Origin of the sequence: Sorangium sp. So ce119, assembly GCF_051524405.1 — a bacterium.
GTDB classification, from domain to species: Bacteria; Myxococcota_A; Polyangia; order Polyangiales; family Polyangiaceae; genus Sorangium; species Sorangium cellulosum_G.
Genome location: NZ_CP150310.1, coordinates 1762071 through 1785642, shown reverse-complemented (window position 1 = coordinate 1785642; position 23572 = coordinate 1762071). Strand labels below are relative to the sequence as shown.

General features: G+C 71.4%; 19 protein-coding genes and 1 pseudogene. 12 read left to right on the top strand and 8 right to left on the bottom strand.

The window, feature by feature from the left end:
* Window positions 1-149 precede the first annotated feature (149 nt).
* Genes WME76_RS07060 through WME76_RS07050 form a run of 3 tightly spaced genes read left to right on the top strand, consistent with a single transcriptional unit; the run spans window position 150 to window position 2188 of the window.
* Window positions 150-899 (top strand): hypothetical protein, encoded by a 750-nt coding sequence (locus tag WME76_RS07060; RefSeq protein ID WP_437959421.1) that lies wholly within the window; start codon window positions 150-152, stop codon window positions 897-899.
* Window positions 900-909: 10 nt separating this feature from the next.
* Window positions 910-1713: a hypothetical protein gene (locus WME76_RS07055; protein ID WP_437959420.1), complete on the top strand. Its 804-nt coding sequence runs from the start codon at window positions 910-912 to the stop codon at window positions 1711-1713.
* Window positions 1688-2188, top strand: a complete 501-nt coding sequence (locus WME76_RS07050) for a hypothetical protein (protein ID WP_437959419.1) — start codon at window positions 1688-1690, stop codon at window positions 2186-2188. The genes WME76_RS07055 and WME76_RS07050 overlap by 26 nt, the downstream gene beginning before the upstream one ends.
* Window positions 2189-2220: 32 nt before the next feature.
* Here the strand turns inward: WME76_RS07050 and WME76_RS07045 are convergent, their stop codons facing one another.
* Window positions 2221-3030 (bottom strand): SRPBCC family protein, encoded by an 810-nt coding sequence (locus tag WME76_RS07045; protein ID WP_437959418.1) that lies wholly within the window; start codon window positions 3028-3030, stop codon window positions 2221-2223.
* Window positions 3021-3629 carry a helix-turn-helix domain-containing protein gene (locus WME76_RS07040; protein WP_437959417.1) on the bottom strand — a complete coding sequence of 203 codons (609 nt, stop codon included), beginning with the start codon at window positions 3627-3629 and terminating at the stop codon, window positions 3021-3023. The genes WME76_RS07045 and WME76_RS07040 overlap by 10 nt, the downstream gene beginning before the upstream one ends.
* A 356-nt stretch (window positions 3630-3985) precedes the next feature.
* Here WME76_RS07040 and WME76_RS07035 point away from each other — a divergent pair, with 356 nt between their 5' ends.
* Together WME76_RS07035 and WME76_RS07030 are read left to right on the top strand one after the other, a co-directional pair.
* Window positions 3986-6097 (top strand): AAA family ATPase, encoded by a 2112-nt coding sequence (locus WME76_RS07035; protein ID WP_437959416.1) that lies wholly within the window; start codon window positions 3986-3988, stop codon window positions 6095-6097.
* A 412-nt stretch (window positions 6098-6509) separates the two neighbouring features.
* Complete coding sequence (locus WME76_RS07030) at window positions 6510-6893, top strand: hypothetical protein (protein ID WP_437959415.1); 384 nt, start codon at window positions 6510-6512, stop codon at window positions 6891-6893.
* A 396-nt stretch (window positions 6894-7289) separates the two neighbouring features.
* On the opposite strand, the gene WME76_RS07025 is transcribed toward WME76_RS07030, so the two are convergent.
* Window positions 7290-8087, bottom strand: a complete 798-nt coding sequence (locus tag WME76_RS07025; protein WP_437959414.1) for an N-formylglutamate amidohydrolase — start codon at window positions 8085-8087, stop codon at window positions 7290-7292.
* A 163-nt stretch (window positions 8088-8250) separates the two neighbouring features.
* Window positions 8251-8787, bottom strand: a complete 537-nt coding sequence (locus WME76_RS07020) for an RNA polymerase sigma factor (RefSeq protein WP_061620177.1) — start codon at window positions 8785-8787, stop codon at window positions 8251-8253.
* Window positions 8788-8887: 100 nt separating this feature from the next.
* Here WME76_RS07020 and WME76_RS07015 point away from each other — a divergent pair, with 100 nt between their 5' ends.
* The gene (locus WME76_RS07015) at window positions 8888-9259 is read left to right on the top strand and encodes a thioredoxin family protein (RefSeq protein ID WP_437959413.1); all 372 of its coding nucleotides are present in this window, start codon (window positions 8888-8890) and stop codon (window positions 9257-9259) included.
* Between the two features lie 123 nt (window positions 9260-9382).
* Here the strand turns inward: WME76_RS07015 and WME76_RS07010 are convergent, their stop codons facing one another.
* Window positions 9383-9796: a hypothetical protein gene (locus WME76_RS07010; RefSeq protein ID WP_437959412.1), complete on the bottom strand. Its 414-nt coding sequence runs from the start codon at window positions 9794-9796 to the stop codon at window positions 9383-9385.
* A gap of 611 nt (window positions 9797-10407) precedes the next feature.
* On the opposite strand from WME76_RS07010, the gene rarD reads away from it, so the two are divergent.
* Window positions 10408-11343, top strand: a complete 936-nt coding sequence (rarD, locus tag WME76_RS07005; RefSeq protein WP_437959411.1) for an EamA family transporter RarD — start codon at window positions 10408-10410, stop codon at window positions 11341-11343.
* 781 nt (window positions 11344-12124) lie between these two features.
* Here rarD and WME76_RS07000 read toward each other — a convergent pair.
* On the bottom strand, window positions 12125-12952 hold the full coding sequence (locus tag WME76_RS07000) for an inositol monophosphatase family protein (RefSeq protein WP_437959410.1): 828 nt from the start codon (window positions 12950-12952) through the stop codon (window positions 12125-12127).
* 299 nt (window positions 12953-13251) lie between these two features.
* Here WME76_RS07000 and WME76_RS06995 point away from each other — a divergent pair, with 299 nt between their 5' ends.
* Window positions 13252-14202, top strand: coding sequence for an ABC transporter substrate-binding protein (locus tag WME76_RS06995; RefSeq protein WP_437959409.1), 951 nt, complete (start codon window positions 13252-13254; stop codon window positions 14200-14202).
* Between the two features lie 127 nt (window positions 14203-14329).
* A pseudogene (locus tag WME76_RS06990) lies at window positions 14330-14599 on the top strand (TauD/TfdA family dioxygenase); the annotation flags it as partial.
* Between the two features lie 127 nt (window positions 14600-14726).
* Here the strand turns inward: WME76_RS06990 and WME76_RS06985 are convergent.
* On the bottom strand, window positions 14727-15989 hold the full coding sequence (locus WME76_RS06985) for a DUF1588 domain-containing protein (RefSeq protein ID WP_437959408.1): 1263 nt from the start codon (window positions 15987-15989) through the stop codon (window positions 14727-14729).
* A 281-nt stretch (window positions 15990-16270) separates the two neighbouring features.
* Between WME76_RS06985 and WME76_RS06980 the strand changes: the two genes are divergently transcribed.
* A complete protein-coding gene (locus tag WME76_RS06980) occupies window positions 16271-17338 on the top strand; it encodes a lysylphosphatidylglycerol synthase domain-containing protein (RefSeq protein ID WP_437959407.1) in 1068 nt (355 codons plus the stop codon).
* Between the two features lie 34 nt (window positions 17339-17372).
* Here WME76_RS06980 and WME76_RS06975 read toward each other — a convergent pair whose 3' ends face one another.
* The gene (locus tag WME76_RS06975) at window positions 17373-19154 is read right to left on the bottom strand and encodes a hypothetical protein (protein WP_437959406.1); all 1782 of its coding nucleotides are present in this window, start codon (window positions 19152-19154) and stop codon (window positions 17373-17375) included.
* Window positions 19155-19807: 653 nt separating this feature from the next.
* Here WME76_RS06975 and WME76_RS06970 point away from each other — a divergent pair.
* Together WME76_RS06970 and WME76_RS06965 are read left to right on the top strand one after the other, a co-directional pair.
* A complete protein-coding gene (locus WME76_RS06970; protein WP_437959405.1) occupies window positions 19808-20917 on the top strand; it encodes a hypothetical protein in 1110 nt (369 codons plus the stop codon).
* A gap of 101 nt (window positions 20918-21018) precedes the next feature.
* Complete coding sequence (locus WME76_RS06965; protein ID WP_437959404.1) at window positions 21019-23544, top strand: substrate-binding domain-containing protein; 2526 nt, start codon at window positions 21019-21021, stop codon at window positions 23542-23544.
* The last annotated feature ends 28 nt before the right edge of the window (window positions 23545-23572 follow it).

The following is a 23572-nucleotide window of genomic DNA, read 5'->3' as shown; positions in this document are numbered from 1 at the left end:
CTTCCACCACGACCGCAACGGGCGTCGAGGGGGCCCCGTTGACGTCTCGATCTCCCCTCTCCCGGGCGCGCCCCGCGCGCAGGCTTGCCTGCGCGCTGCCGCCGAGGCGCGAGGATCGTCTTCACATGAATGCAACCAGAGGTGAACGCATGAGATTGACATCCAGCAGAGCATCATTGACGCTCGTCTTCCTCTCCTTGCTCGCGGGCTGCGCTGCGCCCGCCGAGCCAGACCCGGCGGAGGACACGGGGGTGGAGTCCCAGTCGCTCGAGTGCGACAGGGACTGCATCCAGGCGATGGTGAACAGGCACCTTTCGCTGATGGGAGAGCTCGGGGACGAGCGCACGTACGAGGTCTCCCTCCGTGAGCTCAGGGCGGTCGGTCCGGAGGTCGTCTCGGGGGCCGTCTCGGCCTACCGCGCCTGGTCGCTGTCGGCACCGCCGGACCCGAAAGAGCCGGCGCGGCCCGGCGAGATGCGGTGGCGCGCGGCGCACCTGCTCGGCGCCCTCGGGTTCCGCGAGGCCATCCGCTCGCTCGACGCGATCGCGCAGTCTCCCCTCCCCGAGCCCGGCGCGGACGAGGAGCTCTTCGCGGACGAGGTCCGCGTGCGCCTGCGCGCGATCGCCGGGCTCGAGAAGCTCGGCGCCGCGGCCGAGCTGCGGGCCATCTACGCGCTCGGCGGCCTCCTGGGCAGGCCGGCGGCGGCGAGCCTCTACGCGCTCGGCATCGACGTCGGCGGCCTCCGGTTCGTCGATGGGCGGACGGCGCTCGCCGAGGACGTCGCCGACTCCACCGACCTGAACCCGAACGCCGGTCGACCGGTGCAGCCGGACACGCCTGGCTCTCGTGAATTCCGTGTGACGCCTCGGATCGACACCCCAGCCACTGATGCTCGATGAGGGATTGACCATGCGAACGACGATCAAAGCGACTCTTGCGCTCTGCCTGCTCCTTGGCCTCTCCTCCGAGGCCCGCGCCCAGACGTGCGACACCATCAGGAACACCGAGCCCGCGGTGCAGAAGAGCTTCTGGTGCACGCAGCCGTGGGTCGACTTCTTCTGGGACGCCTACGATTTCGACAAGGGGGACTGGGACGGCGGCTTCGGCTGGGAGGCCCCGTGCGATCTGAAGAGGCCGCTGGCGCGCACGTTCCAGGCGATCCAGCTCCTCAGCTACGCGTCGCCCAACCAGCCGACCAAGACGAACGATTTCAAGGGGAATATCCTGCGCTGGGGCGGCAACTACGCCATGCGGGAGATCGACGAGCTCGACGGGCGGTGCGGCGACGGGACGGCGCGGGCGCAGACGACCTGGGGCGTGTTCGTCGACAACCGCACCGAGCTCTACATGCCGTTCTTCTTCAACGAGAACGTGGTGGAGCGCGCGGGCACGCTGATCCACGAGGCGCGCCACGCGGACTGGTGCGGTCACAACGGCAACGACGGCAGCAACGCCTGCCCGGCGAAGAGCGACTCGTGCGACGAGAAGTACATGGACGGCTGCTCGGGGGTCGGGTCGCCGAGCGGGAGGGGCGCGGCCGGCTTCCAGGTCCTGTGGCTGTGGTGGTATGCCGCCGAGGCGGACGCGGCGCACAGCTCATCGACGATGAAGGACTTCGCGAGGGACGAGGCGAACCGGATCTTGAACACGATGTTCGACGTCGACCCGTGCTTCAACATCACGAGCAATGGCGGCAAGATCATCACGTGCTAGGAGGGCGGCGCTCGCCGGGTGCCTGTGGGGCGCGCTGTGCGCGGCGGGGTGCGCTGGCCATCGCGGCTCGGACATCCCGCCGGCGCCCTGGGCGCAGCTCGAGGTGAGCCGCGGCGCCGGCGAGCAGACCGTCCTCTGGATCGACCTGAGCGGGACGTTCGAGGGGCACAAGGGGAAGGTGGCGCTCGGCGGCGCGCTGAGCCCGGAGCAGCTCTCGGGCCTCCGCGCGCTGTTCCGGGACGAGCGGGTCGCGATCTACCGGCGCGACGCGCTCCCCACCGACGGGAGCGTCGATCTCGCCGGCAGCGCCGACCGGCCGGTCTTCCGCGTCGTGGTGCGCGAGGAGAGCGCCCGGATCCAGCCGGGCTCGGAGCGGCTGTCGGCGTACTTCGCCGAGCGGTCGCAGCACGCCGAGACGGACGAGATGCTGGCGGAGGTGAAGAAGATCATCGCCGCGGCCACCGAGGCCCGCTAGCGATGCAACCCCGTCGCGCGCGCTGAGCCGACCTACTGCGCCGGGAACCGCTCGGCCATCCAGGCCTGCCACGACGGCTCGGCGCGCGCGGCTGCAGGCTTGGCCTCATCGCCGTAGAGATAGACGCGGATCGGCAGGAAGACCCGCCCCGCCATGGGCAGCGCGAACAGGTGCGCGATGCCGGGCGCCGGCTCCTCGAGGCGGAGGAGCAGCTCCGGGTGTTCGCTCGATCCGACCCGCTCGACCACGCCGGCGAGGGGCGGCGCGCCGGCCGCCGTGCTCACCCGCTGCCCCGCGGCGGCGCTCGCGAGCCCGAGCGGGCCGACAAGCGCGTCCCACGTCGTGGCGACCGGCGCGGCTCCGGCGCCCATCACCTGGAACGGCACGCAAGGGCGGCCGCGGAAATGCGCCAGGTAGAGCCGCAGGAGCCGGAAGAACGCCACCCAGCCGTGCTCGTGCCCCTCGAACTGCTTGTCCCAGTCGTCGGTGCTCGCGAACCAGCTATGCACGACGCGCACGACGCACGTGCCGCCGGACTGCGCCTCGACGATCCACTCGGTCGCGACCGCCGGGGCGCCCGGCCCCATGTCCTCCGGGCTCTCGGCGGTGAACCGGCGAGGCGGATCCCAGGCGGTGATCTTCGCGATCGAGTCCATGCTCGAGCCCGGACCGAAGTGAGAGACGGTGGTGCCGCCCTCGCGCTCCTCCACCTCGCTCGGCACGAACCACGACGAGATCCCGGGCCCTGTCGCGATGGCCTCCCACACCTCCTCGGGGTTGCCCGGGACCTCGACCTCGGCTTGCACGGACCGGCGCCCGGACGCGTCTTTTCTCACTGGCATGCTGGCTCCTTTCTGGGTGTCTCGTTCGGTGTGGGGTGAGCGACGATCACCAGGCGATGCGGCCGCCCGCCGGGCGCTGATTCATCGTGGTAGCGCGCGACGAGCGACGTCACGGCGCGGGTGAGCTCGCCGGTGAAGGCGGCGCGCTCCGCCGGAGACCGGAAGCGGACCTCGGTGTCGATCGCCAGGGAAGCAAGGCGCTTGTCGGCCTCCCGCGACAGCCGCAGGAGGTCGCTGACCTCCCGCACGACACGGGCGCCCAGGGCGATGAGGTAGCTCGCCGAGAGGCGGTCTGCCGTGCGCTGCGGATCCGCAGCGACAGGCCCGAGCGCGCGGGGCGACACGACGTAAGAAGCGGCGCTCGCGACAAGCAGGCGCTCCGTCAGGCCGCCCCACTTTCGCGTCTCGGCGACCCGCACGAGCCCGTGCGCCTCGAGGGCGCGCAGGTGGTAGTTGATCTTCTGGCGCGCGATCCCGAGGCGCGTGGCGAGCGTGGCGGCGGAGGCCGGCGCGGCCAGCTCCGACAGCAGCCGGTTCCTGACTGGCTCGAGCGCCGCCGTGGCGGCGGCCGGGTCCTCGATGACGTCGACGTCCAGCACCCGACCCTACCTAGCCTTGACAACTTTTCTTGTCAAGCGTCGCCGACCAGGTGGCGCGCCGCGTGGGGCTGACCACGAAGGAGAAGCTCCTGAAGCTGGTGGAAGGGCGGGGGCTCTCCGGCGCGGCGCTGGAGGACCGAGCGCCCTCGCCGGCGTGGCGGCGAGTCGACCCGGCTCCGTGGCCGAGTGAGGCGGCGGTGGGCGAGCGCACAGTCGGGCTTGCTCGGGGACTCGCGCGAGCGGCAGGATCCGCCGGCGCGGCGAGCTTAGAGGCGACCACCGCAGGGGGCGAGTTCGCGTTCAGTTTCCGTACATTGGCGTGCCACTTACACACAAGCTCTACTGAGGAGACATCGATGGCAACAACGCGTCGACCAGCGTCCGAATCAGCGCTACGCCTGTGGAAACCGAGGCGTTCGTCCACGCTGTACGAGCGTGAAGAGGAGCGTCAGCAAACTCTGTTTGTAGGCCGCAAACCAGAAATAGCGCTCCTCCAGCATGCAATGAGAGGGCACGGGGCGAGCGTGTTCTATCTCTATGGGCCCGGTGGCATAGGCAAGACGTCGCTGCTCCAAGCGTTCGCGGCCGAGGCACGGCTCCGTTCTGTAACAACGACGCGGATCGACGCGCGCGATCTTGAGCCGAAGCTACCTGCGGTCTTGGCTGCCCTCGATGGTGCGGCGTTGTCCGCTGCCGAGGACGAGCCGGGCGCCGTCCGACGCATGGTCCAACTCGATACATACGAGCACCTCCGGCTCATCGAGCCGCTTGTCCGCCGCGAGGTGCTTCGTCGAGTCCGAGGCGGGACGATTCTCGTGATCGCCGGGCGGCTACCGCCGAGCGCGGAGTGGCGCTCGCTCTCGCTTTGGGGCAGCGCGATACTACCGATCGCGCTGCGTAATCTCAATCACGCCGAAACCACGGAATACCTCGGACGGCGTGGGATCCGCGATCATGCGCTCGCGACGATGCTCGCGTTCTCCCATGGTCATCCGCTCGCGCTCGCGCTCATCGCCGACGCCTGGCGACACAAGCCAGACATGCCATTCAGCCCCACGAGCGCCACCGACACCATCTCGGCGCTGTACGAGTATTTCGTGCGGGGTGTGTCCGAGCCCGAGCGACGCGCCGCGCTTGAAGTAGCGGCGGTGCTGCATACGACCTCTGAGGCGATGCTCGGCACGATGCTAGAATGCGATCCGTCCAACCTATTTATCTGGCTACGTGAGCTAAATTTCATGGAGATCGGTAGCCGTGGAGTCTTCCCACACGACCTGGCACGAGAGGTCATACTGGCAGATCTGCGGTGGCGCAATCCTGAGCGGCTCGCAGGGCTCGCCTTGCGTGCCCAGCGTCATTACGTCTCCTTGATGTCAACGCGCACCGACACCGATCCGGCGCAGGCCTTCGCTGACTTCAGCTTCGTCGTCGGTCACAACCCGCGGCTACGCATGATGATGTCCCACCCCGACGACAATCTCATGCCAGACGACCTGCGCGACGGGGACGAATCGACCCTCTGCGCGGCGGTGCTGCGCCACGAAGGTGCGACGTCGCTGCGGTGTCTTCAACACTGGCTAGAGTATCAGCCTTCAGCATTCAAGGTGGTACGAAGCGAGGCGGGTTCGGCGGTTGCCTTCGCGGCAAACATCCGACTGGATCTCACCACAGCCCAACAGCGCTCCTGCGACCCGGTGGTGCTCGCGGCATGGGACTACGGGATACGCCTGCTCGGCGGCCCCCCACGAGGACCGCTATCGTACGGCCGGTTCGTGATGGCATGCGACACCTACCAGGATCTGTCGCCTGCGCTAGCGATTTGCTGGCAGTTTGGCGCCGTGCAGTTTTTCCTTCCTGGGTTTACCCTGTCATTCGCACGCCTCCGCGATGCGCAAAAGTGGGAGCAACTCGTCACCTTCAGCGGAGCACATTTTGTGCCGGAACTGCGACATATCGTGGACGGACGCGCGTACGAGGTGACCCTCCAGGATCAACGTGGCCTTTCACCTACCGATTGGCTGAAATCAATGAACGAACGGACCGCAATGGGCGATTGGCGACAACAGACGCCGGTGCGCCCCGACCAACCATCGCTCTCCGCGTTGAGCCGCGAGGACTTCGTGTTGCGTGTGCGCGACGCTCTGCGTATGCTCCATGACCCGATCGCGCTCGCGGAGAACCCGCTCATCCACTCGCATGCGGTGCGTGCCAGGGTGACGCACGGCGCCACTTCGCGAGAGCGTGCAAGCGCGCTCCGGCTCCTGCTGCTAGAGAAGATCGAGGCCCTCCGTGGGACGCGCCGTGGGGACGCGTGGTACCGCGTGCTACATGCGGCGTACCTACAGCCCGTGGGCAAGCACGAGAGCGCAGCAGACGAGCTCGGTATGTCGTACAGCACGTTCCGCAGGCGATTGGACGAAGCGAGCCGGCATCTGGTCTCGGTCCTCTGGGAACGCGAGCTTTCGTAAGTAATCCTGGATCGTGAGCAGCCGCTGAGCACCCGACGGACAGCGCTCGAGTGGCAGCTCTGGCTCCATGAGCAGGGCGACCCGCACGTCGTTGCGGCGATCTGGGCTGAGAGCGCGGAGCCCGGTGCGCATCCTCGAACGGTGAGCAGCTGCTGAGCACCGTTGGGCAGCGGTTGAGCACCGTCTTCCATTGCCCCTTGCTCGGTCCCGTCTACGATTCGTTCGTCACGGGTCGGCCGCGCCTGGTGGCACGCTCATCTGCACCGATTTCCGTCGGAGGAAAGCGCTGTTGATGTGGCGTGGCCCTGGGGGTGTTCATATGCGTGACGACGCCTGGCTGCGCAGTCCATCCGTGAGTCAAACAAGTAGGGATCGTTTGCAACACATGACATGATGTCAACGGAGTGATACAATGATGAAGCACAGAGTCATTTTCCTCGTGGCGCTCGCGCTCATGGTCCTCCCTGGCACCGCTGCCGCCTATCGCTGGACCCCATCAGCGGGGCTTCGAATCGCATCGATCGAGGTTTATCCCAATGCGAACATGGCGGCTGTGAGGTTCGCCGGAAGAACGATTCACAAGGGTGGCCGAACGGAGTGTATGGCTCCGATCGCTGTCGAAGACTACAACGAGTACTCGCGAGTAGGAATCGATCTTAGGACGGAAGGCGGACGTGCGGCGCTGAGCGTGGCGATGGCGGCGTTCCAGGCGGGGCGACCGCTCTACGTGGAGACATCTGATGTGTGTTTGAGCGAGATAGGACTCTTCGCCTGGTCGTTCGGTGCGACGCAGTAATCGCCCAGTCGAGAATGGATCCTGGTGGGATGCGTGGTCGCGGTGAGGACGGCCCTTCGCTCCGTCGAGCTCGGGCCGCCCCCCGCACAGACCCCTGCGAGCAGGGCTACCACGCGGAGACCCCCATCGTGATCACCGGGATCGCGCCATCGTGCTCGCGCCCGGAACGATGCGATGTGGAGTCTGTGAGAAGTTGCTGTCGCTTGCCGAGGTGCTCTCCCCCGGCCCGAGCGCTCGCCAGGTTCTCCGAGTCGCAGTTCAAGACGCTCAAATACCAGCCCCGATTATCCGGAGCTGGAGTAGCCGGGCGCAGCGGTGCTCCACGAGACGCGCTCCGGGCTCCCCCGGGATCGTCCGGGCGGGCCATCCGTGTGGACGCCTGCCCCCGCGCCGCGCTCACACCCCGCCGGCGCCGGGGAGGCCCTGCGCCTCGATCTCCCGGTAGATCGCCGCCAGGCGCTGCGCCCAGGCCTCCACGCCCTCGGCGCTGAGCAGGCCGTCCTGGCGGATCTCGAGGAGCACGCACGGCAGGCCGCGGGCCTCGCCGTGCACGGGGATCCCGTAATCGCCGCCCGCGCTCACGTGGTACGGCTCGTTGTCCCCGACGCAGAGCCCGGGCTCGCGTTGCAGGAGCTCGATGAACGGCGCGGCGAGCCGCCGGTCGCGCCCGTAGAGGACGGCCGCGTGCCACGGCCGGTCCTGGCCGGGCATCGAGGGCGTGAAGCTGTGGACGCTCAGGATCGCCGTGGGATGCCGGCCGTCGCGCCGCGCGTCGAGGAGCGCGGTGATCGCGTCGTGGTAGGGCCAGAAGCACGCGTCGGCCCGCGCCCTGGCCTCGGCGGCGTCGATGGCGTTGGCGGGGATGGGCACGCCGCAGCTCACCTCGGGGATGGAGCTCGGCGCGCCCAGCGGCCGGTTGCAGTCGATGACCAGGCGGGAGTAGCCGGAGAGCACGAGCGGCGCGTCGAGGAGCACGGAAAGGCGGCGCGAGAGGAGCGCCGCGCCGATGTCCCAGCCGGTGTGCTCGCGGAGCGCTTCCTCCTGCAGGGCGAGCTCGGGGAGGCTCCGCGGGACCGCGTTGGAGGCGTGGTCGCAGAGCAGGACCGCGCTGGAGCGGCCCTCGGGGTTGACCACCTCGAACGCGGGCGGCTCGTCGGGCGCAAGGATGCGTGAGGCAGGCGGAGGGGAGCTCATGGCGTCTCGCCCGAGACATAGCAGACCCGGGCGCCCCCCGCGCCGCGCGCTCGAGGCGGCGCCGCGCGCGGTCAGGACGGCGACGTCACGCGGGCGCGCAGCGCGAGCTCGGCGCGGTCAGGACGGCGACGTCACGCAGGCGCGCAGCGCGAGCTCGGCGCGGTCAGGACGGCGACGTCATGCAGGCGCGCAGCGCGAGCTTCGCGCGGTGCAGGAGGACCGCGACGTGGCCGGCGGAGATGCCGAGCGCCCGCGCCACGTCCTCCCCCGGCTGCTCCTCGAGCATGCGCAGCGTCACGACGGCCTTCTGGATCTCGCAGAGCTCCTCGACGCACGCCCGCAGGCGGACGTGCTCCTCGGCGCGCGCGATCGCCTCGTCGGTCGCCGGGAAATCCCCCGCGGCCTCCGGGTGCGCGTCGACGTCCTCGTGCGGCCGGGCGCGGAAGTGACGGCGCCGCCGGTTGCGCGCGGCGTTGCGCACCATCGCGGCCAGCACGCCCCCCCACGCGCCGGCGTCCTCCGGGAGCGCGCCCCGCTGCGCCGAGGTGAGCAGCGTGCAGAGCCCCTCCTGCACGCAGTCGACGGCGTCCTCGGGCGTCACCCCCTCCGCGCGCGCCAGCGCGGCGAGCGCCGAGCGCTCCGAGCGCACAAGGTGCGACACATGGCTCAGAATGTCGTCCGCGTCGTTGATGGCGTCCATGGTCTACGGAGGTCAGGTCTCGAGCCTCGCCCACATTACAGCGCCGAGGGTTGTAATGGATGCCGATCTCGAGACCTGGGCAGGCATGGAGGATCACGCGATGTCCACGAACCCTGTCCACGAGATCGACGAGCTGAGCTTCGACGCCGAGGTGCTGGAGGCCGGGGTGCCTGTCCTCGTCGAATTCACCGCGACGTGGTGCCCGCCGTGCCGCGCGCTCGCGCCCATCCTGCACAAGCTGGCGGAGGAGGGCGCAGGCCGCCTGAAGGTGGTGGCGGTCGACGGCGACCGCTCCCCGGCGCTCGCGCGCCGCTTCAACGTCCGCGCGTTCCCGACGGTCATCGCGCTGGACGCGGGCAAGGAGGTGGCGCGCCACGTGGGGCTGACCACGAAGGAGAAGCTCCTGAAGCTGGTGGAAGGTCGGGGGCGCTCCGGGGCGGCGCCGGGGGACCGAGCGCCCTCGCCGGCGTGACGACGAGCCGGCCGAGCTCCGTGGCCGCGTGAGGCTGCGGCGGGCGAACGCGCGGCCGCGGCGGGCGAGCGCGCAGCCGGGCCAGCTCGGGGGCTCGCGCGGACGGCAGGAGCCGCGGGCGCGCTAGCGCCGTTGTCGGTCGCGGTCGCGCTGCGATTCGCGGTCGCGTTCGCGCTGCGATTCGCGGTCGCGCTGGGCGCCGCGGTCGCGGTGCGTGCCGCGCTCCCGCTGCTGGTCGGCGGCAGGGAAGCTGACCCGGCGCGTCGCCTGCTCCTCCCCGGAGACCTCGAACGGCCCCACCGGGAGCGGGTCGCTGACCGCCTTGCCGTTCCCGTCGAGGAGCGTGATCGTCCCGACGTACTCATCGGCGATGACCTGCACGCTCGTGTCGAACCGCTCGCACGGGACGACCTGCCTCGTGACCTCGTTGTTCTTCGTGTTGATGAGCAACAGCTCGACCGCCTGCGCGCCATACGTCTTGCACTGGTCGGCCTCGGTCCTGTCCTCGATCGCCCACTGGACGGTGACGAACCCCATCTCCTCGGGCTTTGCTTCTCCAGGCTGTGTCTCTCCAGGTTGTGTCCCGTCGGCCCCATGATCCATGCACGCGACCAGCGTCGCTGCACAGACCGCTGCCACAGAGTAGATACTTCGCATTCCTACCTCGCTGTGCTCGGCGCCGATCCGGGCGCCGCGCTCCGCGCCAGCAACACGGGTGCCACACGGGTCCCGCGGCGCGGCGGCGAGCTCGGCGCGCCCCGCGGCGGGGCGGCAAGCGGTGTATCGCCCGTGATCCGGCGCGCCGGCGCGCGCCTGGCATCGACGGCGGGCCGGCGAGCGCTGGGCTCGAGCGACGCGCACGCGCTGCGCGGCGGCGGCCGCGAGCACGGCGCGTATCGGGCGAGCGCGCGAGTCGGCGTATCCGGCGGTGGACGTGGCTCCGGGAGCGACCTCCCGTGGCGCCACCGGAGCTCCCGTGTCGCCGCCGGGACCGCGATCCCGGCCGCCGCGCCCGCGGCGCCGCGCGAAGGAAGAGCTTGAAATCCTCGACAACGTCCGACATCTTCGCCGCCAACCGGACGCGAGCGGCGCCGCGTCACGGCCGCCTCGAGCCGCGAGCATCGCACCTCAGAAGGGCCCCACCGTCGATGCGCACGCCCGAGAACGCTCGCGACAGCCGCCGAGAAGCCGCCCTCGGCGTCGCGTACGGGATCGCGGCGTACAGCTCCTGGGGCATCGTCCCCGTCTTCTGGAAGCAGCTCCGTCACGTCGGTCCGGTCGAGATCCTCGCCCACCGCACGGTGTGGAGCCTGCTCGCCTTCGCGGCCCTCACGCTGGCCACGGGGCAGCTCCGCGCGCTCGGCGCGGCGCTGCGCGACCGGCGCGTCGTCGGGGCCATGGCGGCGACCGGCGCGCTCGTGTCGGCGAACTGGGTCCTGTTCATCTACGCCGTCGCCGTGGGGCGCGTGCTCGACGCGAGCCTCGGCTACTTCATCAACCCGCTGCTCAGCGTCCTGCTCGGCATGGTCTTCCTGCGCGAGCGGCTCCGCCCGGCGCAGTGGATCGCGCTCGGCCTCGCCGCCGCGGGCGTCGTGCACCTCGCCGTGCGCGCGGGCGCGGTCCCCTGGATCGCGCTGGCCCTGGCGGGGACGTTCGGTGTCTATGGCCTCCTGCGGAAGGTCGCCGCCGTCAACTCGCTCCCTGGCTCCACCCTCGAGACGCTGTTCATCGCGCCGCTCGGCGCGGCCTACCTGGCCACCCTCCATGCCCGGGACGCCGGCGCCATGGGCCACGTCGACCTTCGCACCGACGTCCTCCTCGCCGCGACGGGCATCATCACCGCGCTGCCGCTCGTCTGGTTCACGAACGCGGCGCGCCGCCTGTCGCTGACCACCCTCGGCTTTCTCCAGTACCTCGCGCCTAGCGGCCAGTTCCTGCTGGCCGTGCTGGTCTATGGCGAGCCGTTCACGGCCACGCAGGCCGTGAGCTTCGCCTGCATCTGGACCGGGCTCGCTGTGTTCAGCGCGGACGCCGCGCTGCGCGCGTCGGCCGCGCGCGCCGCCTCCGCGCCGACGAGACCGTAGCCCGCCCGGAGCGACGCGCAGGATCACGCCCGGGGTATGCGACGACACCCGGCGCCACGCGGGACGGCGCTCTGGCTGCCCGCGCTCCGCCATGTTCGCTGACGCGCGAGAAGCGGTCGAGGACCGATCGTTCGACTCTTCCCGGAAGACCCCGTATCGCCCTCTCGATCCGACCTGCTGGCAACCCCTCCACGCCAGCGTGGTCGCTTGCGGCCAGCGAAGCTCCAGGCCATCTTGTGGTCAAGGGTCGGCGGCGCGCTCGTCGCAGCAAATGCCGTTTCGTCTACAGTTGCTGACTCGCGCGCCGGCGAGCAGAAGATTCAATGCACGCGGGGGGGGGAACTCACCATGAAAGCTCGCTGGTTCATGTCGATTGTGGCGCTGCTGTCCGCCATGGGGGCGATCGGCGCCGGCAGCGCAGCGCAGGTGGAGGAGACGACGGTGAGCAGCCCGGCAACCGGCGAGGCTCCGGCGAGAGGCGCATCGGCAGAGGCCCTGAGCGATGACGCGCCGATCGAGGCGCCAGAACAGTCGTGCAAGCTGGACAACTGTCTCCGCCCTCATGACCCCTGCACGTGCAGCAACACGGGGTGGGCCGGATATTGTGGCCATGGCCCGCATCACCCTGGGTGCCTCTACTGCCGCTGCGATTGACCGGGGTCGGGCGGCAGGCGCGAGGTGCATCGGGTCGCCTCGTTGATCGCCCCTCGAGCCGCGTCTCCGGCGCGGGCGCCTGGAGGTCCGTCGGCTCCGCACGGGGCCGGTGTCCGGGAACGAGGTGCTAGCCGTCGTCTCGCGCGGAGAGCGCCCGCCGGATCCGGTCGGCGATACCCCGGCTCCGGGCGACGATCGTCACCTGGCTCCTGCTCGTCGCCGAATAGCGCGTCCCGTCGAGGTGCTCGACCACGCCGTTCGCCTCGCGGACGATCAGGGCTCCGGGCGCATGATCCCATGGCAGCATCCGGTAATAGACACAGAAGTCCTTCTCGCCTCGCGCGACGCTCGGGTAATCGACGCAGGAGCTGCCCGCGCCCTGCGCCGGCCGGTAGGCGCCCTCCGCGCGGGCCTCGATCTCCGCGCCCACCTCGCTCGGCATGAAGCGCGTGTAGATCGTCCCCGCCGGCGCCTCCGCCCCGCCCGCGGCGTCGGCGAGGAAGCGCGCGCCGTTCAGGAAGGCGCCGGCCCCCTCCTCGGCGAAGAAGGTCTGTCGCCGCGCCGGCAGGTGAATCCAGGCGGCGCGCGTCTCCGAGGCCCTCAGCAGCGCCACCATGATCCCGAAGCGGTCGTTGCCCTCGACGAAGTTGCGCGTCCCGTCGAGCGGATCGATGAGCCAGCACCAGCCGTCGTCGCCGAGCGCGTCGAGCAGCCGCGGATCGGCGTGCGCGGCCTCCTCGCCGACCGCCGCCGACCCGGGCAGGAGCGCGCAGAGGCCCCGCGACAGGCGCCGCTCCACCGCGAGATCCACGGTCGTCACGACGTCGCCGGGATCCAGGGCCGTCGCCTTCGACGTCACCTCCGCCTGGGCGAGGCGCCGCCAGAACGGCAGCATGTCCTCGCTCGCGACCTCCTCCAGGAGGGCGCCCACGCGCGCCAGATCGGGCATCGACATCGCGGCACCCTACCTCGCCCGGCGCCGCCCGCTCCAGGCAAAGCGGCGCGCGCCTCGCCCCTGCGGCGCCGGCAGCACCGCGCTGCGGATCCGGTGCTCCGGGAGCAGCAGCGCGAGGCGCCGACCCCCGGAAATCCCAGGATCCCGGGCGAGCGGCACGCCCGCTGCATGACGAGCGCTCCATGCATAGACGTCAGTTCTTGGGGGGCGCTGCGGTCGTGGTATCCGGAGCGTTCTTCGCAGGCAGAGCCCACGCTGCTGGGCCGAGTGTGATCCGTGTCGGCGTTCCCGGCGTCGGCGTGGGCAATCGCCCCGTCACCGGCGGCAGCTTCTTCTCCTTGCTGCACCTCCAGGGCAGCCTGGCCGAGGAGTTCAAGAAGGACGGCATCGAGGTCAAGTGGAACTTCTTCCGCGGCGCCGGCCCGGCCGTCAACGAGGCCGTCGCGAATGGCCTGCTCGACATCTGGACGCACGGGCACCTGCCCTCGGTCGTCGGCCGGGCGAGCGGCTTGAAGACACGCCTCCTCGGCAGCGCCAGCCGGCGCGGCCACGCCTACCTGGTGGTGCCCTCCGACTCGCCCATCAACGGGGTCAAGGACCTGCGCGGCAAGAGGGTGGCTTTCCAGAAGGGCACGGCGACGCAGCTCTCCGCGAACCGGATCCTCGAGGGCCACGGGCTGACCGAGCGGGACATCCGCGCCATCAGCATGGACGCGGCCACGGCCAAGGCGGCGATCGCCACGAAGGACATCGACGCGGTGTTCGGCGGCACCGACTACCTCTCCCTGAGGGACCAGGGGATCGCCAAGATCGTCTACTCGACGAAGGGGGACTCGCCGACCTACCCGAGCAACTCGGGCATCGTCGCGCGGGAGGACTTCATCAACGAGCATCCCGACGTCGTGCAGCGGATCATCACGCTCGCGGTCAAGTCCGCGTCGTGGGTGGCCGACGAGAAGAACCGCATCCAGGCCTTCCAGCTCTGGTCGAAGTCGGGCACGCCCTTCGCGAACTACAAGGAAGCCCAGCAGGGCGAGGACATGAAGCAGAACGCGAGCCCCCTGCTCGACGAGTACGTCATCGCTCGTTACAGGTCGGCCGTGGCCGACTCGAAGAAGTTCGGCCTCATCAGGAACACCTTCGAGGTCGAGCCCTGGACCGACAGGCGCTTCCTCAACCGCGCGCTGAAGGACCTCGGCCTCGAGCGCTTCTGGGCGGAGTGGGACGCGAACGGCAAGCCCAAGGGGTGACCGCGCCGGGCCGCGGGCGCGTCCCGCGCGTGCGCCACGGCCCGCGCTGCGATAGACGTGCGCTCCGGCGCGCGCCTCCGGCGGAGACGCCTCGCGCGTCGCGACCGGAGGCGAGACGATGAGCTCCGGCCGCGGCTTCGCCCTGCTCCGCGGCCTGCGCGGACGCTGGCTGGATGGCCCCGATCGCCTCGACGTCCGCGCGGCCGCGATCGCGTTCCTCGGCATCGGCAGCCACCTCGGGAGCGCGCGCTCGCAGAACGCGCGCGGGCACGTCCTCGGTCACGTGAAGGACCTCGGCCTGTCGAGCCAGGACCCGAGCGTGCGCATCTACCAGACGCGCGAGCGGCAGACGTTCCACACCGACTCGTGCGACGTCGTGGCGCTGCTCTGCGGGCGACCGCGGGGGCATCGTGGTGCCCGGCGCGCGCCTCCACGCCCCGCTCGACGCGGCGTGAGCGCCGGGGATCCCGCGCGCGGGCGCCCGCCAGCCCGCAGACAGCACCCGCGCGGGCGCCCGCGGTCGCTCACGGTGGCTCGTACGGATCCGGCGCTCCCCACGTGAGCTCCGGCTCGCCGAGGAACTCGGGCGTCCCGACCACCGAGAGGAGCAGCTCGCGCAGGTTCCGCCCCGAGCTGGCGAAGGCCGCGGCCAGCGCCTCGATGCGGGGCCACAGCCCCGCCGGAGCGCTCTCTCTGGCGGCCGACAGAGGATCGGTCGCGTAGTGCAGCGCCATCCGCGCGATGCAGGCGTGGACCTCCGGGAGCTCCTTCAAGATCTCGAGCAGCTCGCGGACATCCCCGTATCTCGGCTCGCCCGGCACGCCGGTCACCCAGCCGGAGGTGTCGAACGGCTCGCCGCCGTCGTCCGCGAGCTCGCGCCCCATGCTGTCGAACCGGAGAAAGGCGAACCCCGGCGGGTTGAGCAGGCTGTGGCATGTGTCGCAGGTGGCCGGGGCGGTGGCCTCGATCAACTGCTTGCGGATCGAGCGACCGAGCACGGGCTCCTCGGCCGGCGAACCGTCGGGCAGCTCCGTGCAGAGCAGCGCGGAGCGGACGAGCCAGCCCCGCTTCACGGGCCAGGTGACGGGATACTCGCTGCGGAACGTCCGCATGATCGAGGCGCTCGTGAAGAGCCCCATCCGGTTCGGTGAGCCGTACGGCACGCGCGTGGGCTCGTCGCCCTCGACGCCGCTCATCCCGTAGTGCTCCGCGAGCCGCGCGTCGACGAAGGTGTACGGGGCGAACATCAGCGTATCCAGGGTGCCGTCCTCGTCGAGGACGACCGCGCTCCCGTAGGCCGCGACCTCCTTGCGCATCGACGTGAGCAGCGGGTCGTCGACGGGCTCGCCCTCGGGGGTGAAGGCCGTGAGCAGCTTCGAGCGCAGCCACCAGTGGAAGAAGCGCCCCACGCCGCCTCTGGCGCGCGCATCCTCGAGCATCTCGCGCGCGAGGTCCTGGACGGCCTGCGCCTCCACGGGGGCCGCGAGGCGCGCGCTGATCTCGCCGGCGAGCGCCCCGTCGTTCCACAGGAACCTGGTCAGGCGCTGCGCGACGATCTCCGGAGCTGCCGGCGGGATCTCGGGAAGAGCGGTGTCCGCGCCGCCGCCGCCCGACGCGCCGCCGTCCGACGCGCCGCCGCCGCCCGAGCCGCCCCCGCTCGCGGCGCTGCCGCCCGGCGCGCCCTCGTCCGGAGCCGAGCCGCACGCGACCAGGCTGCCCGCGGAGGCGGCGATCAGCAGCGCGGCCAGGGCGCTGAGCCCGGGAAACGCCGACTTCCCACGATGCAACGATTCGACATGCAAGCAAGTCATAGGATGAGCGCAGTCTTCCACGGTTCTCTGTCGAGTTGACCAGGAAGGCATGCTCCTGACATCCCGCCCCCGGCTCCTCCCCTTCGCGCGGCGCGCGGGCGCTGGCCTCGTGGCTCACGGCGGCCGACAGGGGCTCGTCGCGCCATCGCCGCCGCGCGGCACGCCCGGGGCGCGTGCCCAGCGCGAGGCGCGCCCGCCGCATGCGCACGCCGCGCGCACACGGCGCCGGCACGCGCCTCGCAGTGCAGGCCCCTCCCATGGCTGACTTGCCTCCGGCCCGAGCGGCAGAGGGATGCCCCGGCGGCCACGCCGGGCGCCCGGGCGGCGGCGAGGGGGCGCCCTTCACCGCCGCTTCGCCGGCCGCCCGGAGCGACGCTGCCCGCCGCGCGCGGCGCCGCGCGCTGCTCCACGCGGCGCTCGGCGTCGTTGGCCTCGCCGCCCTGGTCGCGCTCATCCGGCACGTCGGCGCGGCGGAGATGCTCGACGCGGTGGCGCGCGCCGCGCCGCTCCTGCCGCTCCTCGCCGCGCTGGAGGCCGCGCGCCTCGGGTGCGAGACGCTCGCGACGGGCGCGCTCTGCCCGCGGCGGAGCGTCCCGCCGGCGGAGCTCGTGCGCATCCACGTCGTCTCCTACCCCGTGATGGCGCTCATGCCGGCCGGCCGCGCCGCGGGCGAGGCGGTCAAGGCGGCGCTGCTCTCTCCCCACGTCGGCGCCCCGCGCGCGGCCGCGATCGCCACGGCGAACCAGTCGCTCGCGCTCCTCTCGGCGAGCCCCCTGTCGCTCCTCGCTGCCCTGGCCCTCTGGCGGATCGGCGGCGGCGCCTCCCCGCTCGCCCTCGGCGTCCTCGCGCACGCCGCGCTCCTGGCCGCGAGCGGCCTCGGCGTCGCCTACGCGGCGCGGCAGCGCGCCGCCTTCGCCTGGTTCGCCCGGCGGTTCGCCCGCGCCGGCCACGCCACGGCCGCCTTCCAGGAGGCCGTCCGCGAGCGCCCGCCCGTGCCGGCCCGCCCCTTCGCCGCCCACGTGGCGAGCCGCGCGCTCCAGGCGGCGCAGTACGCCGTGCTCCTCGCCGCGGTCGGCGCCGAGGGCGGCCCCGTGCGCGCGCTCGCCGCGTACGGCGTGGGCGCGGCCGGCACGGCGGCCGGCGACCTCATCCCGGCCCAGATCGGCGCGACGGACGGCGCCTTCGCGCTCGCCGCCCCGCTGTTCGGGCTCACCGCGAGCTCCGCGATCGCCATCTCGGTGCTGGTCCACCTGCTCCAGGCGACCTTCGCGCTCGCGGGGATCGCCGTGACGTTCGCCTGGCGCCGCGGCCATCCCCGGCCCTGAGCCGCCCCCCGGAGCGCGTGGAGCGCGTCCCCCCTCACCGGGGCTCGTCGCGCTTCCGGAACCACGTGGAGAGGTAGCGCTCCCCGAGGTCGATGAAGGCGTCGCGCATCATGCTCTCGTAGACGATGGCCTCGAGGGCACCAGGGCGCGGGGCGGCGGTCTGCTGCTGGATGAGCCCTGCCGGGACCCGCCGCGCGATCTCGTCGCTCGTGAGCAGCGGCTCCGCGTCTCCGGGCAACATGAACTTCGTCTTGAAGAAGAACTTGAGCCCCATGATGATGATCTGCGGCTTCTTGCTGCCATAGGCGATCCCGGACGACTCTACGCGATAGCTCACCACGAGGGAGGGGGAGGTCACGGAGAGCGGCTCCTCGGCGGCCCCCTCGATGGGCGGGCCCGGCTCGAAGGTGACGAGCTCCGGCTCGAACCCCCGCGCGAGCCCCTCCGCCAGCGCCGACGCGGTCCGCTTCTCCTGGGGATCGAGGCGGGTCGCATCCACGTAGCGCGTCGGCAGGGACGTGACGCCCCTGAACATCGGGCTCTTCATCACGAGATCGTCGGCGCGCTTCAGGTCCTGCGACGGAAGCCGCCGGAAGCGGACCTGGACGGCGGGGCCCCGGAGGCCCTGCGGCGTGCGCTCGGGACCCACGCGCTCCGCGTAGGCGAGGAGCCGCCGCACGAACTCCGCGTTCTGCTCGCTCCCTTCGGGCATCTCGCTCCTGTACCGATCGAGCGCGCGCGCGTAGAGCGCGTGCCTGGCGTCGTTGAACGCCTTGTCCAGCCCGTGCTTCGGGTAGCGCTCCGCGAACGCCAGCAGCGCCGCGAGCGTGCCCACCTCCCGCGCCCGCTCGAGCTCCGCGGCGAGCGCGGCGCGGCGGGCCGCGGCCACCTCGGCCTGGATGCCCGTCCTGGGGTAGGCGCGGATGAAGTCGTCGATGGCCTCCACCGAGCCTTTCGCCACCGCGAGGCGCAGCTCGGCCCGTGGCAGCAGCACCTGCGAGACGACCTCCCCGTGGCCGCGGCCGCGCGTGATGTAGCTCTGGTACGCGGCCACGTCGTCGCGCGCCCGCGCCGCGGCGTACATCCGAGCGTCGCTCATCCGGTTGCGGAGGAAGAAGAGCCCCAGGCCGAGGGTGACGCCGACCGCGGCCGCGAGGAGCCATCGATAGCTTTGCCACCCCGGTACCTCGCGCGAGAGCGGGATCGGCGACGCGAACGGGCTCTCGATGGCAGCCGGCGCGAATGGATCGAGCCGGCGCAGCTCCGCGGCGTCGGGCCTCGCTTTCATGCGGCTCCACGCCGCCTCGATCTCCCGGATCACGTCGTCCGAGCGCGACGGGTCCTCGAGGGGAAACGCGTGCCGCGTGCCGCCGAACGTGAGGACCACGGCGCCCCGAGGGGCCGCCGAGATGCGCGAGAGCTCCGCGAGCGAGAAGACCCGGAGCCTGTGGTCGCGCGCGTCGATCAGGTTCGCGGGGAAGACGAACAGGCCGGGCGTGAACGGCAGCGAGACGAGGTCGGCGTTGTAGGCGAGCGCCTGGAGCACGCCGACGACGGTGGTCGCGGCGAGCAGCACGTACGCGGCGGCCGCCGCCGTCGGGTGGAGCGCGAGGGGGCTGTTGACGTCGCCGAGGCCGGCCGCGCAGAGCGCCGCCAGCAGGAGGCCCGCCGCGGCGCTGACCGCGAGCCAGGCGACGATGATGCGCCGAGTCCCGAGCCGGCTGACGATGGGCGCCGGAGCGAACCGCCCGCGGAACGCCTCGATCAGGCCGTCCTGAATGGCACGCGGAAGCGTGTAAAAATCGATCACGTTCATCGCGCTGCTCCCAGTCGGCGCCGGAGCTCGGCGCCCTTCCGCACCTCGACCTGCCGATCGACGTTAGTGCATTTCGCCCCGAGCTCCGAGACCGGAGATGGCAACTCCGTGCAGCAGGAGCGTGCGACAAGGCGTCGACTTCTGCTCCTCTGGCACTTGTGCAGTCTACTCAGCACCGGCGCGGTCGGCGGCGGCGGCGGCGAGCCCCCGGGAGACGGCTCGAGCGCGCACTTCTTCCCGGTCTCGTACGGCGTTCGGCCAGGCGAGTCCGTGGATCGATTTCAGGGGCCGCGAGGCGACCCCAGGGGCCGACTCCGGCGCCGCCGGAGCAAGAGCAGCAGCCCGATGCCTGCCCACAGCGCCCCTGCCCTCCGAGCGGCGCCCGGAGGCCACGACAAACTAATTTGAAGGATCGATCCCCGTGACGGCATCAAGAGCACGAACAGAAGCTCGCGCCGTCAGACAGCCGATGTCGGTCGCATCGCGTCGTTGCCTCTCGCCGCCCTGGGTCATCAGGGCTCCCCGGCGCGCCTGGCGCTGCGCCCGACGTCGGCCGCCTGGCTCGGTCCGGTCTTGTTCGGCGATCCAGTTCGACGGAGTTCAATATGAAATTTTACACCATTCTTGCTTCGTCAGTTCTCCTTGGTGCGTGCGTGGGACAGATGGATGACGTCTCCTCCGATGGGGCGGACGGCGAATCCGCCGCCGTCATCGAAGGTACCGTCGATGGCGCGCCGTCGGCGGGCACGCGCCCCCCGACGGGCGAGGAGGCGGAGGCGATCCTCGATCGCGTTGTCGCGCTCTACCAGGACCACGCCGCCGCCGCGAATCCGGCGGGTACCCACGATATCTCGTGGAGAATCGACTGGGACAGCGATGCGGTCAGCGCCCATGTGCTGCTCAAGCCCGGGGAGGACTGGACGATCGAGGTGACCAAGGGATACCTCACGGTCTCGAGCATGACGACGGAGGTGTTCGCGCTCACGATGTGCCACGAGATGGGGCACTTCATCGGCGGGTTCCCGTTCAAGACCTCCCGCGGCGGGAACAGCACCGGCGCGCTGGGCACGTCGGTCTCCTCCGAGGGGCAGTCCGACTACTTTGCCACCAAGGATTGCTTGCCGCGGCTGTGGGCGAATGAAACCGAGGCCAACGCCGCGGCGTTCGCCGAGCTCGACCCTTCCGCGCGCGAGCGTTGCACGACGGCGACCAGCGACCTGGCGAGCCAGCAGCTCTGCGGCCGGATCCTGCTCGCCAGCCTGCAGACGGGGCGGTTCTACGAGGAGCAGGCCGTGCTGCAGGCGCCCAGGGAGCTCGTCTACCCGCGATTCGACACACCGGACACGACCGAGGTCGCGGTGACGAAGGAGGGCCATCCTGAGTCCCAGTGCCGCCTCGACACGCTTGTCGCGGGAGCCGTGTGCAGCGTCAAGGCGACGGGGACCGGGATCCCGGGGTTCGTGCCGCCGTACGGCGAGTATAGCGCTGCGAGCGAAGACGCAGCGCGCCCGTTCGCGTGCCAGACCGGCCCCGGGGCTCGACCGAGGTGCTGGTTCCAGCCGGACCCTGTGGTCACCGACTGCTCCGAGCTCGGTGAGGCAGCGTGCGTCGTCGAGGACGGGGTCCATGGGGTCCGGTACTGCGGCACGACGTCCGGTGTGGACTACTACTGGTGCTTCGCGGACGAGGTGTGCAAGACGAGCAGAGACGGTTTCTCCGACTGCTATGCTCCCGACGTCGATCCCGACGAGGGAGCTCCCTGAGCGCGATCGGAGGCTCCGGAAGCCAGCCCACGCGCCGGGCGAGCGGCGCCCGAGGCGGCTCGGTGACCCCTTGACAAGGTGCCGTTCGATCACGCCCACTGATGAGAATCCGCGCCGTCGTCGGGGTGGGTTGCGGGGACGTGAGGCGCATGGTCACCGGTCTCGATCTTCATGCAACCTTGCACGGCATCGTGATGGACGCCGTGGGCGCCGTGCCCTCCGCGCAGCGCGGGAGCCTCGTGGCCCGGGACGGGGAGCAGCTCGTCTACAAGGCCTCTGTCGGCCTCGCTGGCGTGCTGGCGAGCCCGCAGGAGGTCGTCGGCGACGCGGGCCCGGCCACCGTGCTCGCGACGCTCTCCACGCTCTCCACGCCTGATTCGGCGGACAGCACCCGGATCATGGCGGCCGCCGACTGGTACCGCGAGCACCTGCCGGGCGCGTCGGCGCTGCACCTCGTGCCCGCCGGCGCGGTCGTGGTCCTCACCCCGGTGGACGTGCAGGGACAGACGATCGGCGTGCTCGCCGTCGAGCAGCCGGACGGGCAGGCGCCTTCCGCCGAGGCCTCGGCGCGGCTCCGCGCGCTGGCCGCGAGCGCCGGCGCGGCGCTGGAGCGGCGAGAGCTCTACAACGACAAGGCGCGGTCGGCCCAGGAGGTGCGCGTGCTCGAGGAGGTGCTGAACGCGGTGGCCGCGCGGACCAGCACGCATGAGCTCGTCGACATGATCTCGAAGGGCATCAAGAGCGTGCAGCTCGGGCCGCAATGGCGCTCCGTGCACCTCGTCCTGCTGAGCGACGCTCCCTCCGGCGGCGCGCGCGGCGACGCCGCGGCCCGCGAGATCCGCATCTACCACGTCCCGCACCGTTCGCCGCTGTCGTTCTGGAACAACGTCCGTGACGGCGCCCTCACCGCGGGGCGCAGCGTCGGCATCCACGTCGACGTCCGCAACGCCCCCGCCCACAGCGCCGTCGAGCAGCGCGGGATCCTCGAGGACGCCATCGACCGGGGTGTGAACGGCATCGCCGTGGCGCCGATCACCCCGGAGGTCCTCGAGCCGGCGATCCGTCGGGCGGCGGAGGCCGGGATCCCGGTGGTCACCATCGACACGCCGCCCGCCGAGGGCAGCCGCGCTCGGGCCTACATCGGCACCGACAACGTGGCGGCCGGGCGGCTCGCCGCGGAGATGATGGCTCGGCTGCTCCCGGGCGGGGGCAAGATCGGCGCGCAGACGTTCTGGCTCAGCGCCATCAACAGCCGCGAGCGCATCGAGGCGTTCCGCGCGGCGGTCTTGGGCGCGCGCACGCCCCTGGACCTGCAGCCGCCGTCCGAGAGCCGGTTCGACATCGAGCTCGGGATGCAGATCGCCCGGGAGGCCGTGCAGACCGGAGGAATCGCCGGCGCCCTCGGCGTCTGCGCCGTGAACGGCCTGTCGTGGGGCGCGGCCGCGAGGGCGCTGGGGCGGGCGGGGGAGCTCAAGATCGTCGCCTTCGATCTCCTCACGGACACGCTCGAGATGCTCCGGGAAGGGACCATCCACGCAGTCCTGGTCCAGCGCGAGCACGAGATGGGCTACCGCGCGGTGAAGCTGCTCCACGACATGGCATCGAAGGGCGTCGAGGCGGCCCTGGCGGGGCTGCCCACGCGCGCCGGCTCCGGGGGAGGAGCCGCGCTGCGCTTCATCGACACCGGCGTCGACGTCGTGACCATCGAGCGCACGCCCTGGTCGCTCCCCCTCTCCGACTACCTGCCTCTCGACGCGAACCGCAAGGCGGCGAAGCGGAGGGAGCAGCTCCCCTACGAGAGCCGCGACAAGGAGCTCCTCCTCGTCACCGTGGACGCGGGGAACGAGGGGTACCGCGACGAGCGAGCCCCCCTCGACGCGAGGTCGATGGTCGGGCGGGTGCTGAGCACCGCCCGGCCGATCCTCGTCGACACGGACTCGAGCGAGCTCCACGACGCGCCCGATGTCGTCGAGGCGCGCGGGAGGGGGGCACATACCCTGGTCGGCGTCCCGCTGCTCGCCGGCGGGTCCGCCTTCGGCGCCCTGGTCCTGGAGAGCGGGCGCCGGGCGGCGTGCTCGCTCGACGATCTCACGACGATCGAGCGCGTCGTCGACACGATGGCCGTGGCGATCGAGAACGCGCGGCTCGTCCACCGCATCACCGAGCGGACCCATGCGCTCGAGCACGCGAACCGTCACCAGGAGTCGCTGCTCGACACGATCCGCGAGCTCTCGAGCCCGGTGGTGCCCATCGCGCGGAACATCCTCGTGATGCCGATCGTCGGGACGATGAACGCGCAGCGGTCCGGCCGCTTCATCGAGTCGATGTTGCAAGACATCACCGAGCACCACGCGCGCGTGGTGCTCGTCGACGTCACGGGGATGGCGTTCGTCGACGCCGCGTCGGTGGAGCACCTCCTGCGGGCGGCGCGGGCGGCGCGGCTGCTCGGCGCCGAGGTCGTGCTCGTCGGCATCACGCCGGCGGCGGCGCGGCTGATGGTGGAGCAGGGCGTGGACCTCGGGAGCCTCATCACCCGCTCGACCCTGGAGCTCGGGTTCGCTTACGCGCTGTCGAAGACCGGCGGCCAGATCGTCTATCGCCGCGCACCGCACCTCCAGCCCGTCTGAGCCGCCGCGCGGTCGAGGGACGGCTGCC